Consider the following 14366-nt stretch of genomic DNA (forward strand, 5'->3'; position numbering starts at 1 on the left):
AAGAGACACACCATGAACTTCGAACTCGAAGAAGAGCACCAGATGCTCAAGGACCTCGTCGCGCGCTTCGTACGCGACGAACTGCTGCCGCTGGAAGCGAGCGCCATGGCCCGCGAATCCACCACCGGCCAGTTCGCGCTGCTGCCGGAGGAACACCAGCGCCTCGACGCACTGTCGAAGGAGCTGGGCCTGTGGGGCCTGGACGCGCCCACCGAGATGGGTGGCGCCGATATGCCGGTCACGGCGATGGTGGGCGTCAACGAGGAGTTCGGCAAGACCATCACGCCCTATGAGCTGCCGCCGGATTCGCCCAACCTGCGCATGCTGATGCTCAGCGCCAATGACGACCAGCGCGAGCGCTACCTCGCGCCCTACGCGCGCGGCGAGACCGTCTCCGCCATGGCCATCTCCGAGCCCGGCGCCGGCGCCGACCCGGCGGGCATGAAGACGCGGGCCGAGCGCGACGGCGGCGGCTGGGTGATCAACGGCCGCAAGATCTGGATCACGCGCGCGGACCGCGCCGACTGGTCCATCGTGCTGGCCGTCACCGACAAGGCCAAGGGCGCGCGCGGCGGCATCTCCGCGTTCATCGTGGACCGGGGCACGCCCGGCTTCAACGTCGAGCGGCGCATCCCGATGATCGGCGGCCACTCGACCTTCGAGGTGAGCTTCGACAACTGCCGCGTCGGCGGCGGCCAGCTGCTCGGCAAGGAAGGCGCGGGCTTCGCGCCGATGCAGGCGCGCCTGAGCAGCCGCCGCGTGCAGATGGCGGCCTGGTGCATCGGCCGCGCCCAGCGCGCGCTGGACATGCTGTGCGAATACGCACCCCAGCGCACCACCTTCGGCGCGCCGCTGGCCGAGCGCCAGGCCATCCAGTGGTGGATCGCCGACGCGGCCACCCGTATCCACGCCTGCCGCCTCATGACCTACGAGGCCGCCGCCCGCATCGACCGCGGCGAGGAAGCGCGCAGCCAGGTCTCGATGATCAAGGTCTACGCCACCGAGATGGCCTGGGAAATCATCGACCACGTGATGCAGGCCTTCGGCGCCATGGGCATGACGAAGGAGCTCCCCCTGCAACAGATGGCCAACGAGACGCGCCTGATGCGCATCTACGAAGGGCCGAGCGAGGTGCATCGCTGGGTGGTGGCGCGCGAACTGCTGGGCCTGCGGCGCTGACAGCGGCCCCTTCCACTCCACTGGAGTGGTGACCGCCACGGAGGCCCGCGCGACCATGACAGTCAAGCCGGCGGGCCTCGCCCAACGCGCCCCGCCGCCAAGAACACCCCCATTTGCCAAGAGGATTCCATGGAAATTCAACGCAAGGTCTTTCGCGAGGACCACGAGCAATTCCGCGACACGGCGCGGCGCTTCTTCGAGCGCGAATGCCTGCCGCGCCAGGCCGACTGGGACCGCGCGGGCCGCGTGGACCGCGAGACCTGGCTCAAGGCCGGGCGCGAAGGCCTTCTGTGCACCACCATCCCAGTCGAATACGGTGGCGGCGGCGGTGACTTCGGCCATGCGGCCGTGCTGGGCGAAGCCATGTCCAGCTGCGGCGTCTCGGGCCTGGGCTTCGGCCTGCACTCCGAGATCATCGCGCCCTACATCCTGCGCCTGGGCACCGAGGAACAGAAGCAGAAGTGGCTGCCCTCGATCTGCGCCGGCGAATCGATCCTGGCCATCGCCATGTCGGAGCCCGGCGGCGGCAGCGACCTCAAGGCGATGCGCACCACCGCCAGGCGCGAGGGCGACGAATACGTCATCAACGGCGCCAAGACCTTCATCAGCAACGGCCTGAACTGCGATCTCATCCTGCTGGCCTGCAAGACCGATCCGCAGGCGGGCGCCAAGGGCGTGAGCCTGATCCTGGTCGAGGCCGAGCGCGCGGGCTTCCGCCGCGGGCGCAAGCTGGAGAAGGTCGGCCTGCACGCGGCCGACACCGCCGAGTTGTTCTTCGACGACGTGCGCGTGCCCGTGGGCAACCTGCTCGGCGAAGAGAACATGGGCTTCAAGTACCTGATGCAGGAACTGGCCCAGGAGCGCCTGCTGATGGCGGTCGCCGCGGCCAGCAAGCTTGAATGGCTGCTGGGCCTGACCATCGACTACGTGAAGCAGCGCAAGGCCTTCGACCAGACAGTGTGGGACTTCCAGAACACCAAGTTCAAGCTGGCCGACATCAAGGCGCAGGCGGTCGCCACGCGCCTGATGGTCGACTACTACATCGGCGAGCACATGCAGCGCAAGATCACCTTGCAGGAGGCCGCGATCGCCAAGCTGTTCTCCACCGAGGCGATGTGGAAGGCCGTGGACGACATGGTTCAGATGCACGGCGGCTACGGCTACATGGTCGAGTACCCGATTGCGCGCGCGTTCATCGACCTGCGCTACCAGCGCATCGCTGGCGGCGCCAGCGAAGTGATGCGCGAACTCATCGCACGCAAGCTCTGATTTTTTATCCGCGTGTCCGGCGCCCGTGCCGCTACTCCGTGGGAGTGGTGCCGCGGCCCGGCGTGCGGACCATCATGAATGAACCGGCGCCGCGAAGGCGCCCCCAAACCTGGAGACTGATATGAGCGAGAAAGTGATTGTGGCCGGCGTCGGCATGATTCCCTTCAGCAAGCCCGGCGCGAGCCCGAGCTACACGCAGATGGGTGCCGAGGCACTGCGCCTGGCGCTGGCCGATGCCGGTATCGGCTACGACAAGGTGCAGATGGCCTTCGCCGGCTACGTCTTCGGCGACTCCACCAGCGGCCAGACCGCCATCTACGAGGTGGGCCAGACCAGCATCCCCATCTTCAACGTCAACAACAACTGCTCGACCGGCTCGACCGCCCTCTTCCTGGCACGCGCCGCGGTCGAGAGCGGCCAGGTCGACTGCGCGCTGGCGCTCGGCTTCGAGCAGATGCAGGCCGGCGCGCTCAAGTCGCCATGGGACGACCGCCCACCCACGCGCGAGCGCTTCCTGCCGGTGCTGTTCGGCCTGACCTCGGACATCGAGATCCCGCAGGCGCTGCGCGGCTTCGGCGGCGCGGGCCGCGAGCACATGCAGAAGTACGGCACCACGATGGAGACCTTCGCCGCGATCCGCGCCAAGGCCAGCCGCCATGCCGCCAACAACCCGCTGGCGCTGTTCAAAAAGATCGTCACCACCGAGGAAGTGATGGCCGACAAGGTCATGTGGCCCGGCGTGATGACCCGCCTGATGGCCTGCCCGCCCACTTGCGGCGCCGCTGCCGCCATCATCGTGTCCGAGAAATTCGCGAAGAAGCACGGCCTGCGCACCGACGTGCAGATCCTGGCGCAGGCAATGACCACCGACCCGGTCGAATCCTTCGACCCGCCCTCGCTCATCAGCTACGTCGGCGACCACATGACGCGCGCCGCCGCCAAGCAGGTCTACGAGAAGGCTGGCATCGGCCCCGAGGACATCCGCGTGGCGGAGATGCACGATTGCTTCGCGCAGAACGAACTGCTCTCCTATGAAAGCCTGGGCTTCTGCGCCACCGGCGAAGGCATGAAGTTCGTGCTCGACGGCAACAACACCTACGGCGGCCAGGTGGTGACCAACCCCTCGGGCGGCCTGCTGTCCAAGGGCCACCCGCTGGGCGCCACGGGCCTGGCCCAGTGCTACGAGCTCACCAACCAGTTGCGCGGCACAGCCGACAAGCGGCAGGTGGAAGGAGCGAGCATCGGCCTGCAGCACAACATCGGCCTCGGCGGCGCCTGCGTGGTGACGCTGTACGGCAAGAACTGAACGGCCGGCAGACACCCATGATCGACAAGTCCTTCATCGGAACCGACCTCGGCCGGCGCACCGTCACCATCGAGGAAGGCGCGGTGCGCTTCTACGCCAAGGCGATCGGCGAGACCGACCCCATCTACAGCGACGTGGACGCCGCCCGAGCTTCGGGCCTGCGCTCGCTGCGCGTGCCGCCGACCTACCTGTCGTGCCTGGAAACGCAGGCCTTCCCCTCGCGCGACGTACTCAAGCTCGTGGGCATGGAGCTCAAGCGCATCCTGCACGCGGAGCAGGCCTACGCCTACCACGCACCGGTGTGCGCGGGCGAGGCGCTGACCTTCGAGTCGCGCATCGCCGACATCTACGAAAAGAAGGGCGGCGCGCTGGAGTTCCTGATCAAGGAAACCCGCGTCACCAACCAGGACGGCGTGCACGTGGCCGACCTGCGCTCCACGGTCGTGCAGCGCCAACTCGGAAAGTCCAACTGATGGCCATCGACATCCAGCAACTCCAGGCCCTGAAGGTCGGCGACAGCACGGCAACCTTGCAGATCCCCGCCATCTCCCGCACCACGCTGGCGCTGTACGCCGGTGCTTCGGGCGACCACAACCCGATGCACATCGACATCGACTTCGCGCGCGCGGCCGGCGTGGACGACGTGTTCGCGCACGGCATGCTCTCGGCCGCCTACGTGGGCCGGATGGTCACCGACTGGGCCGGCCAGGCGCGCGTGCGCTCGCTGAACATCCGCTTCACCGGCATCACCGCCGTGCACGACGCGCCCACCTGCACCGGCGTCGTCGCCGAGCGCTTCGAGCAGGACGGCGAGACACGCCTGCGCATCGACATGCAGGTCGCCAACCAGCAGGGCGACGTGAAGATCACCGGCCAGGCCGTGATCGCCGTCGCCTGAATCTCATTCAACCCAACATCCAGCAAAAGAGACACACATGAGCAGAAAACTCGAAGGCAAGGTCGCCATCATCACCGGATCGGGCCGTGGCATCGGCCGCGGCGTGGCACTGAAGCTCGCCAGCGAAGGCGCACGCATCGTCATCAATGACCTCGACGCCGCACCGGCCGAGGAAGTGGTGGCCGAGATCCGCGAGGCCGGCGGCGCGGCGGTGGCCTGCGTCGGCAACGTGACGGCAGCCGACTTCGGCGAGCGCATCGTCAAGACCGCGCTGGACACCTTCGGCGGGCTCGACATCATCGTCAACAACGCCGGCTACACCTGGGACAACGTGATCCAGAAGATGAGCGACGAGCAGTGGGACGCCATCCTCGACTGCCACCTGAAGGCGCCCTTCCGCGTGCTGCGCGCGGCCCAGCCCCACTTCCGCGAAGCCAGCAAGGCCGAGGCCGAGGCGGGCAAGGAAGTGTTCCGCAAGGTGGTCAACATCTCGTCGACCTCGGGCACCGGCGGCACCGCGGGCCAGGTCAACTACTCGTCGGCCAAGTCCGGCGTGATGGGCATGACCAAGGCGCTGTCCAAGGAATGGGGCCGCATGAAGGTCAACGTCAACTGCGTCGCCTTCGGCGCGGTCGAGACGCGCCTGACGCAGGCCGTCACGCAAGAGACGACTGTCAAGGTCGACGGCCGCGACGTCCGCGTGGGCATTCCCGCGGACAAGATCGCACTCGCCGCCAAGGAGATCCCGCTCGGCCGGATGGGCACCGTCGAGGAAGCGGCCGGTGCGGTCTACATCCTGTGCCTGCCCGAGTCGAACTACGTGACCGGCCAGACGCTCATCTGCGGCGGCGGACGCGGCGGGTTCTGAACCCGTCCTTCACAACGGCGCAGTCGATAAGGAATCCAACATGCCACAGTTGACGAGGCACCACGCCCACTGGCCCGCCGGCATCCCGCACACCCTCGAGGTGCCCGAGCGCAACCTCTTCGACCACCTGCCGCAGCGGGCGGAGCTCCACCCCGAGCGCACCGCCATCGACTACTACGGGCGCCCCACCACCTACCGCGCGCTGCATGACGGCGCCGTGGCACTGGCCGGCTACCTCCAGCAGCACCTGGAGGTGCGCCGCGGCGACCGCGTGCTGCTGGTGATGCAGCCCTGCCCGCAGTTCGTGATGGCCTACTACGCGATCCTGCGCTGCGACGCGGTGGTGGTGGCGCTCAGCCCCATGAGCACCGATGCCGAGCTGCGCTACTACGCGAGCGATTCCGGCGCGCGCGTGGCAATCGCGATGCAGGACTTCCTGCCCCGGCTGCAGCCGCTGCTGGACGATGGCGCGCTCGAAGGCGTCATCGCGGGCGCCTACAGCGACCTGGCCGGCCGGCCCGAGGACGTGCCCTTCATGACGATCCCCGACTTCGTGCTGGCGCCGCGCGAGCACGGCAGCCAGCCGCTGGTGCACGACTTCATGGGCGCCCTGGCGGCCGACATCGCGCCGCTGCCCTCCAGCGCGCGCGGCGCCGACCTCGCCGTTATCGCCTACACCTCGGGCACCACCGGCAAGGCCAAGGGCGCCATGATGTCGCACCGGGCCTTCGTGCAGACGCTCAACCAGCGCATCGCGTGGATGGGTTTTCGCGAGGACGACACCGAGCTGACCTGCATGCCGCTCAACCACATGGGCGGCATGGCGATGATGAACGTGCTGCTCGCGGGCGGACGCACCCAGGTGCAGCTCTCGCGCTGGGACGCCGGTGCCACCGCCGAACTGCTCGAGCGGCGCCGCGTGCGCGTCTGGGGCGGCGTGACGCCGATGATCGTGGAGCTTCTCGCCCAACTGGCCGAGAAGCCGCGCGACCTGTCTTCGCTGCGCTACGTCCTCGGCGGCGCGACGCCCATTCCGCAGGCCGTGGCCGACGAGATCAAGCTGCGCTTCGGCCTGACGCTGATCGAGAGCTACGGCATGACGGAGACATGCAGCGCCTCGCATGTGAACCCGCCACACGCCCCGCGGCGCCAGTGCGCGGGCATTCCGTGGATCGACTCCGATGCGCGCGTGATCGACCCGTCGACCGGCGAGGAACTCGGTCCCGGCGTGCACGGCGAAATCATCCTTCACACGAAGACGCTGTTCGACGGCTACTGGAACATGCCGCAGGCCACCGCCGAGGCTTTCATCGAGATCGACGGCAAACGCTTCCTGCGCAGCGGCGACATCGGCTACCACGACGAGGACGGCTACTTCTACGTGGTCGACCGGCTCAAGCGGATGATCAACGCCTCGGGGCTCAAGGTCTGGCCGAGCGAAGTCGAATCGTGGATGTACGGGCACCCGGCGGTGCAGGAGGCTTGCGTCATCGCCGCCGCCGACGCGCGCCGCGGCGAAACCGTCAAGGCCTTCATCGTGCTGCGGCCCGAGGCGCGCGAGACGGTCACGCCCGAGCAGCTGATCGAGTGGGCACGCGGCACCATGGCGTCATACAAGGCGCCGCGGCTGGTGGAGATCGTGGACAGCCTGCCGAAGACGCCTGCGGGCAAGGTGCTCTGGCGCGTGCTGCAGCAAGCGCAGAACGAGAAGGACCAGGCGCTCGCCGGGAGCGTCTAGAGGCGCGCCCGAGGCCTCGTAAACGGCAAGCGCGGGCCGCCTGCCGCCGCGCAGCGTTGGACATGGTTTTCATGACGAACGCCCATCAAGTTGAGCGAGTTCAACGATGCGCCGGGTGCTGTCCAAGCACTCGGCACTGCTCATATGAAAGACACTGCGCAGGGGGGTGCATGCTCAGGCCGAGGGGCAGCTTTCTGGAGTTGATACCGAGCCCCGGTCTCGGCCATGAGCGGGTGTTCGGGCGGCCGTCACGAACTGGCGCTCCAGACTGAAAGCAGACCTTGATCGCGAGGGCGCAAGGGAACGGTTCCGGTGAGCTCCATGACCGAGCCGCCAACATCCTCGCCATTCGACACGCCAAACTTTGCCAGCGAACTTACCGTTCACATGTGTCTGAGCTCCACTCTTCAAGCTAGCGCAATGGCTAAACTTTGACAACCGGCAGAGTTGTGCCGCTGCAAATGATCGTCAGCGATTTTGCGCCCCTCGTCATGGCGACATAAAGGTCTTTGACACCCAGCGAATCGGCGTCCAAGATCACGGCGTGGTCGTACTCAAGCCCCTTGACCAACAAGGTGGTTCCAATCAACTTCTGGTGCCTGATCGGCCTGCCCGTGTGCCTCATTTCCCTCTGATACAGATTGGCCGACTCAAGAAGGGTCGCTCCTTGTCCGTCAATGTGCAACTTCAACACACCCAGGAAGCGATAGAGCAAGTCGCGTCGGTAGGCTGAAGTCTCAGGGTTGGCCTTGAGCAGCAAGACAAAGGCTTTGAGGTTCCTGCTAGTCGGCGTGGTGAGGTACAGGTTGGCCGCCGCCAGCAGATCGGGATACTTGGTGGCCTTGGTTTCCTTGGCAATGTTGCCAAGCTTCGTACCTGCGGTCAGCGTCTTGTCGACGGCGTTGAAGCAATTCTTGGCGAACTCCAAGATCAGCAGAAATCGGGCCTTCGTTGTCTTGGCCGCATCGAGCTTCTTGACGAACGAGAACAGGGCCTTGCCCTCCACTTCCTCGATGGAAGAGAAGCGCCCAGCCATCGTCCGAGCCAAGCGGTGGGTCTTGTTCTTGGAAACCTGATCTCCGCCATACAAGGCGATGACTGAAGCTGTGTTTTCAAGGTGCCCGCAGAGCAGCGCGTATTGCTTGTTAGGCAGGTACTGCGGATCGGTGTAAGCGCGTTTGACCGACGCTGGCAGGCCGTTCATGAGGTCAATCTTCTGGCCTTGCTCTAAGCTTTTTCTCGCAGATTTCAGCCATGCGCCGAGCTTGGGCTCCCCAGCATTGACCCAACGCCAAGGCGTCTCCAATTGGCCCAAACAGTTGAAGTGCGGATAGATGCTGGCGTCCCAATCCACCGGCTTGGCGTCATCAAAGTCAAAAATCGCCTGCATGGGATCACCCAGAATGCGGCTTGGCAAGAAGTCGGCCAAGGCACATACAAGCCCATGCTGGAGATCTGAACAGTCTTGGTACTCGTCGACGTAGACGCCGGCGTAGCTGGCCTTGACTACGCGGCGAACGAAATCCTTGCCGAGCAGGATTGAACAGCACTCGTAGAGATTCGCCCACTGCTTGCTTGTCGGGTTTTCAATCTTCCAGCCTGACGCCTTGGGGTAGGCAAGGCAGAGGCGCAACGACCAACTGGCAATCGTGTCTATCTGGTACTTGGACGAGGGGACACCGAGAGTGCTCATCTTCGTCCTGATGGAGTTCACCCCGGCAAACGTGTGGGTCAAAATCAACTGACGATGATTCCCAGCCTTCACCGCCATGGCAATCAAGTGCGTCTTGCCATACCCCGCAGGAGCAATGACATACCCCTTGGTTGTGCATTCGCCAAGCTTGACTGCCAGTTCCTCAGACATGCTCAGCCCATGTCCAGAGCTTGGCAAGCTTCGTGGGTATGTCCTTCTTTGAAAAATCAGGATCAGCGAAGGCAGGACCTATGGCTTGTACCCACAAGTCTCCTCGCGTGATGTCCTTGAACCAGTCACAGCCTTTCGCAGCCTTACCGATAGCAAGCCTCAGTTCGGCACTCTCCACCCACGTGCCCACGTCCTGATCAAGTTCCTTCTGATACTTGGAACGCACGTTGTCGTAGACGGTGAGGCTTGGCACGGTTTGGGCAAGCTTCACACTGGCAATCACGCTCGCCCAAGGTAAGTCCTGAAACGCCCGTTCCTCCAACGAAAGCTTTTCTGTCCAGACATGGACAGCAATATCCTTACCTTCCAACTCCGCTTCATGAGCAGGCGAGAACTGCTTTTCAGCGTCTCCGTCAGCGACAACACAGACCTCATAGCCCAGCAGCTTGAAAGCTTCAGCCAAGGCTTTGATCTTGCTTGCACCACCAGCATTCAACAGCGCGAGGCCGTGATACGAGAACGGATCATTGCCCTTTCCGACCTGGTAGTCGTCGTAGCCTCTCAAGAAGCCCACTTCGGTGGCCCCTTCGCAGACGACGACCTTCCTCGACAAGAAAGCATCGGCACTTGATCGAATCTTTCCCTGTGCCTCGTGGGCGACCAAGCCGTCGCAGTAAGCAGGAATGACTCGCACGGTTCCTGCTTTGCTGTGGACGATGTAGAGGTCATTGACGGTGAGTTCACGGAGCACGACAGGTGAATGGGTCGTCAGGAAATACTGCCCCCGCTTGTCATCCCGCACGTGCTTGAGCAGCCGCGAAATGCGGTGAGGCTCAAGGCCGAACTCAATTTCGTCAAAAAGGGTGATGTGGCCCTCTTCAAGACCCACTTTCTGAATGCCACAGAGCAGCATGCGACGGGATCCAAGTCCCAACTGACGCAGCGGAATGTCGCCGTCATGAAGAGCCAGTCCGCCGACCTTCAGGTTGACTGAGTTCAGATCAAGGTGGGCCTTGTAGGCTTGCGCAACGGGCACACCCAAGAGCTTGGCGACCTCCTGAGACTTAGCCGCGGCAGCGTCGAAGTTCTTTAGGGTGTTGGGCCGATCAGCGTCAAGGGAGGTGCGGGCCGTTCTTGAAGCATTGGCCAGCAACTCGTTCAGGCTCTGCGCTTCGGTAAGCTTTGCCAAGGCCGTGCCTGTTGCCCACGACAGTTGCCTCTCGCTGTAAGCACCGATCAGGCCCACACTTACCTTGTTGCGGTCAGCCTGCTTGAAGGGCACGCCATCTGGGTGGCGATCACACACGACAAGCCACTTGGGTTCCAAGTCCTTGGCAATCGTCAAGCGGATCGTCAGGACAATTTCAAGACCATCGTCGGGCTCGTCAACGAGCTTCCCATTTTTGGCATCCCAGCCCCGAAGGTACTGCCCGTACTTGTTCAGGGAGAGGAAGTCTTCAACGAGATCGCCGATGGACACCTCGACGACGATGGCATTCTCCACCTTGCACTGGTAGAAATCCGAGTCGTTGAGGGTCAGGTTCCACTGTGGAAAGAAGGCGTACCTGACGGCCTCCAAGATCGTGGACTTGGACGAGTCACCCTTCCCAATGAGACAGAAGATGTCCGCTGTTGGAAGGCTCCAGTCAAGCTCCTTGATCCCGCGAAAATTCCTGATAGATAGTTTTCTGATTCTCACGAAGCCCGCTCCCCACTATTGCTTCAACCAAAAGAGGCCATGTGCGAACGAATTTCAGCCCTCGTTCACGTAGCGCTCTTTACCAGGCTATTGAAGATCGGGGTGCCAAGTCGCACAACCGTAGCCGGGGAGCATAACGTCCACCCGGCATATGCAGGCAAAGAGGAGCAACCGCTGCATCCGGTGCGTTGACAGCCGTTGGCGAGGCAAAGGCCGAGGGACAGCAATCGCTGCGCACCTGCCGTCCAGGCGCCGGCGATGACAGACCGGGTTGGGCCCGGACCTCCACTTGGAGGGCAAAGATTGCGGTCGTTCGATCCCTGCGTGGGCGACACGAACCGGTACTACTACGTTCAGTATTGCCACGAGCAAAAGAATCTCCCGTCCGTAGTCGAAAAGATCAACCGGCAGACCTGCGAGCAGCTTCTCGCCCGTGTCGCTTCAATGGGCCAAGGTTTGTTTGAAAAACCGAGTCGACCCCCAGTTTGCGTACCACGCGATCAGGACAGGTTGATGGAACTTCCATTCGCCGAACAGGACGGACGGCGAGCGGCCCAAGGTCGCAAGTAGCCGACCATCCATTGACAATAGTCGTCTACCGCGGGGCGATGGCCCGCCTGGATTCGTGGATCGCGCCATGCGCCCGCGCTCAGCCGCCGGTCTGCGCTGCCTTGCGGTCCTGCATGTCGCGCATGCGCGCCACCGCTGCGTCGCGGCTGGTCACGCCAAGCTTGGCGAAGATGTTCTTCAGATGCCACTTGACGGTCTGCGTCGACAGGCCGAGCGCACGCGCGATCTTCTTGTTGGGCAGGGCCTGGGCCAGCAGTTCAAGGACCTCGACCTCGCGCTCCTTCAGCGGCTCTGCACCAGCGGCCGCTGACGGGTTGCCAGCGACGCCGGGTGCGCGGGCCGAAGAAGCAGCCGCCGCATCGAGCAACTGGCGAACGTAGAACGCGCGCACCGGGTCGACATCGTTCTCGCGCAGCAGTTCGGTCATCATTTCCACGAACTCGGGAACCGCATCGAGCAGGCGGCGCACCAGGCCGAGCCGGCGCCCGACGGCGAGCGCCTCGACCAGGTCCGTGCGCGCACGCTCGGTCTTGCCGAGCCGCCAGTTCGCATAGGCGCGCTTCAGGCGGTTTTGCGCGATCGCACGGGCGCGCCCGGCCTTTTCGGCGCGCGCAAGCATCGCATCCAGCACGCCAGCAGCGGCATGGAAGTCGCCCACCTGGAAGGCCACGGCCACGCGTGCGCTGGCTGCACACCATTCGATCTCGCTCTGGATGGGCGGGAGCGCATCCGCGTACTTTGCCGCCAGCGCCTCGAGCCGGGCCAGCGCCGCCTTGGCAGCATCGGACTTTCCCTGCCGCAGGTTCCAGCCGCATCGCAGGCGCAGCGCGTGGGCATGCAGGCGGTCCAGGCCGCGCACGTCGGCGAAGTCCTCCAGGCGGTCGAGCGCGTCGAAGGCTTCGAGCTGGTGTCCCTCCTGCCAGTGCGCCGTGGCCAGCACCACGTACGCCCGCAGCACCGCGTCGGGAATGGTGACGCGTTCGATCAGCTCGATCCGCGATTCCAGTAGGCGGCGCGCGGACTCGACTTCGCCGAGTTCGTAGAGCACGTCGCCGAGCAGCGCCGCGGCCGTGCAGGCCACGCCAGCAAAGGCCGGTCCGCCCTGCTCGGCCTCGTCGTATACCTCGCGCAACTCCCGCTCGGCCTCGACGACGCGCCCTTCCATCACATGGCTCAGCGCGCCGAGGCTGCGGGCGATCAGGGCCTGGCGGACGCTGCCGCCCGCGCCGGCGCCCAGGACGCTGCGGGCCTGCTCGAAATCGCCCAGGTGGATGTAGGCCCAACCCTGGATCGTGCTGCTGCCGGCCAGCGCGAGATCGTCCGCGCCTTCGGGAACCTGCGCCATCGCGGGCAGCATGGCCTTCAGCGCCGCAGTGTGGTCCAGGTGCAGCGCCAGGCAGGCGCGCAGCAGCAGGAGTTCGTAGCGGTGCACATCCCCGAGCACCAGTTCGCCACTCAGGCAGTCGGCATCGATCTGCGCGAGGGTCTGCGACAGCGGACCCAGGTCGCGCGCGAACACCTGCAGGTTGGCCTGCGCCAGCCGCAGGCTGCCGCGCGAACGCAACGCCTCGGGCGGTATCTGCCGCAACAGCACGGACAGGCGGCCCAGCTCGCCGCCGTTGAGCAGCTCGCGCACCACGGCCTCGACCATGTCGGCCGCCGCCTTCGTCTCGTTCACCCGCAGCGCGTGCCGCACCGCTTCGTCGACCGGGCCGTTCTTCTCGAACCAATGCCAGGCCAATGCGTGCAGGGCGCGCACCTCCTCCGCGGGCTCGCGCGCCAGGCGCGCCAGCAGCACCTCGCGCAGCAGCGGATGCAGCCGGTACCAGGGCTCGCGGTCGCGGCCCTGGATGCGGACGATGAAGAGGTTGTCGCTCTCCAGTTGCGTGAGCCGCGTCATCATCCGGGCCAGGGCGTGGGGATGGCCCAGCAGCGCCGCGCACAAGGAGGCGCAGAAGCGCTGGCACACGGCCATGCGAGTGAGCAGGTGCAGGTCTTCCGGCGAGAGCTGGTCCAGCACCTCGCGCTCGCAGTAGCTGGCGAAGGCGCGTGCGTTCGACAAGGGCACCGGCGAGCGCGCGACCGCGGCCCCGCGCTTGCCCTTGAGGTCGACCGCATACAGCTGCAGGCCAGCCACCCAGCCGTCCGTCATCTCGTGCAGGGCGCGCGCGTCGCGGGCGTCGACCTGCCCCAGGTGCTCGCGCAGGAAGCGCTCCGACTCGTCGGCGGAGAACTTCAGGTCGCGCAGGTCGAAGGTGGAGAGCTGGCCCTGCGCGCGCAGCCGCCCCAGCGACAGCGGCAGCGCGCTGCGCGAGGCGAGCGCCAGGTGCAATTGCGGCGGCGCATGGTCGAGCAGCCACTGGATGGTCTGGAAGATGCGCGGATCGTCGACCCAGTGCAGGTCGTCGAGCATCAGCATCAGCGTTCGCCGCCGGGAGGCGATGGCCTGCACCAGGGAAATGACGCAGTGCTCGACGGCGGCCTCATCGACATCGGTGTCGACCAGCAGCGAGGCCTCGCCCACCAGGTCGACGTCCACCTCCGCGATGCTGGCCAGCAGGCAGCGCAGGAAGCGCGGCAGCTCGTTGTCTTCGGGGGCGATCGAGAGCCAGGCCACGTCGGCGTCGAAAGGCACCAGCGCCTGCAGCCACGCGACCAGCGTGCTGGTCTTGCCGCTTCCCGCCGGTGCCTGGACGACGACGCAGCGCTGGTGGCGCGCCTCGACCAGGCGCGCCAGCAAGGCCTCGCGCGGCACGAGCCGCCGGGCCGCGCGCGGGGCAGTCACTTTGGTGCTGGCGATGGCGCCGGGCCATTCGAGGGTCATGTCTTGTCTCCTGGGGCGAGTATTGACCCGGAGCCGCTCGACGGGAAGACTGCAATTTCGCCGAATGAAAAAACCCGCCCCAAAAGCGCCTGCGGCGCTCCGGGCGGCCGCCAGAAGCAGCTGCCCAACCCGGTGGTCAGCCGCCCCTTCG

The 14366-nt window shown here is 65.3% G+C and carries 10 protein-coding genes; 7 read left to right on the forward strand and 3 right to left on the reverse strand.

Annotated elements, in window-relative coordinates; translation table 11 throughout:
• The first annotated feature begins 12 nt into the window (after positions 1-12).
• From HCU76_RS05850 to HCU76_RS05880, 7 genes are all read left to right on the forward strand, one after another.
• The gene (locus tag HCU76_RS05850; protein ID WP_218508725.1) at positions 13-1179 is read left to right on the forward strand and encodes an acyl-CoA dehydrogenase family protein; all 1167 of its coding nucleotides are present in this window, start codon (positions 13-15) and stop codon (positions 1177-1179) included.
• 129 nt (positions 1180-1308) lie between these two features.
• Positions 1309-2448: an acyl-CoA dehydrogenase family protein gene (locus HCU76_RS05855; RefSeq protein ID WP_218508726.1), complete on the forward strand. Its 1140-nt coding sequence runs from the start codon at positions 1309-1311 to the stop codon at positions 2446-2448.
• A 121-nt stretch (positions 2449-2569) separates the two neighbouring features.
• Positions 2570-3754: a lipid-transfer protein gene (locus HCU76_RS05860; RefSeq protein ID WP_218508727.1), complete on the forward strand. Its 1185-nt coding sequence runs from the start codon at positions 2570-2572 to the stop codon at positions 3752-3754.
• Between the two features lie 17 nt (positions 3755-3771).
• The gene (locus HCU76_RS05865) at positions 3772-4227 is read left to right on the forward strand and encodes a MaoC family dehydratase N-terminal domain-containing protein (RefSeq protein WP_218508728.1); all 456 of its coding nucleotides are present in this window, start codon (positions 3772-3774) and stop codon (positions 4225-4227) included.
• Positions 4227-4652, forward strand: a complete 426-nt coding sequence (locus HCU76_RS05870; RefSeq protein WP_218508729.1) for a MaoC/PaaZ C-terminal domain-containing protein — start codon at positions 4227-4229, stop codon at positions 4650-4652. Before HCU76_RS05865 ends, HCU76_RS05870 begins: the two co-directional genes overlap by 1 nt.
• Before the next feature lie 37 nt (positions 4653-4689).
• On the forward strand, positions 4690-5520 hold the full coding sequence (locus HCU76_RS05875) for an SDR family NAD(P)-dependent oxidoreductase (RefSeq protein ID WP_218508730.1): 831 nt from the start codon (positions 4690-4692) through the stop codon (positions 5518-5520).
• Between the two features lie 40 nt (positions 5521-5560).
• Positions 5561-7258 (forward strand): AMP-binding protein, encoded by a 1698-nt coding sequence (locus tag HCU76_RS05880; protein WP_218508731.1) that lies wholly within the window; start codon positions 5561-5563, stop codon positions 7256-7258.
• 424 nt (positions 7259-7682) lie between these two features.
• Here the strand turns inward: HCU76_RS05880 and HCU76_RS05885 are convergent, their stop codons facing one another.
• From HCU76_RS05885 to HCU76_RS05895, 3 genes are all read right to left on the reverse strand, one after another.
• A complete protein-coding gene (locus tag HCU76_RS05885; RefSeq protein ID WP_218508732.1) occupies positions 7683-9122 on the reverse strand; it encodes a UvrD-helicase domain-containing protein in 1440 nt (479 codons plus the stop codon).
• Entirely contained in the window at positions 9115-10821 is a 1707-nt protein-coding gene (locus HCU76_RS37160; RefSeq protein WP_218508733.1) for an ATP-binding protein, read from the reverse strand. The genes HCU76_RS05885 and HCU76_RS37160 overlap by 8 nt, the downstream gene beginning before the upstream one ends.
• A 649-nt stretch (positions 10822-11470) precedes the next feature.
• Positions 11471-14215: a LuxR C-terminal-related transcriptional regulator gene (locus tag HCU76_RS05895; protein ID WP_218508734.1), complete on the reverse strand. Its 2745-nt coding sequence runs from the start codon at positions 14213-14215 to the stop codon at positions 11471-11473.
• Positions 14216-14366: the final 151 nt, after the last annotated feature.

This window comes from Variovorax sp. dw_308 (assembly GCF_019207085.1).
In the GTDB taxonomy this organism is placed as follows: domain Bacteria; phylum Pseudomonadota; class Gammaproteobacteria; order Burkholderiales; family Burkholderiaceae_C; genus Variovorax.

What these genes read in the sequence shown, in the direction of transcription:
- HCU76_RS05850 (WP_218508725.1), top strand. Translation starts at nt 13, where the DNA reads ATGAACTTCGAACTCGAAGAAGAGCACCAGATGCTCAAGGACCTCGTC.
- HCU76_RS05855 (WP_218508726.1), top strand. Translation starts at nt 1,309, where the DNA reads ATGGAAATTCAACGCAAGGTCTTTCGCGAGGACCACGAGCAATTCCGC.
- HCU76_RS05860 (WP_218508727.1), top strand. Translation starts at nt 2,570, where the DNA reads ATGAGCGAGAAAGTGATTGTGGCCGGCGTCGGCATGATTCCCTTCAGC.
- HCU76_RS05865 (WP_218508728.1), top strand. Translation starts at nt 3,772, where the DNA reads ATGATCGACAAGTCCTTCATCGGAACCGACCTCGGCCGGCGCACCGTC.
- HCU76_RS05870 (WP_218508729.1), top strand. Translation starts at nt 4,227, where the DNA reads ATGGCCATCGACATCCAGCAACTCCAGGCCCTGAAGGTCGGCGACAGC.
- HCU76_RS05875 (WP_218508730.1), top strand. Translation starts at nt 4,690, where the DNA reads ATGAGCAGAAAACTCGAAGGCAAGGTCGCCATCATCACCGGATCGGGC.
- HCU76_RS05880 (WP_218508731.1), top strand. Translation starts at nt 5,561, where the DNA reads ATGCCACAGTTGACGAGGCACCACGCCCACTGGCCCGCCGGCATCCCG.
- HCU76_RS05885 (WP_218508732.1), bottom strand. Translation starts at nt 9,122, where the DNA reads ATGTCTGAGGAACTGGCAGTCAAGCTTGGCGAATGCACAACCAAGGGG.
- HCU76_RS05895 (WP_218508734.1), bottom strand. Translation starts at nt 14,215, where the DNA reads ATGACCCTCGAATGGCCCGGCGCCATCGCCAGCACCAAAGTGACTGCC.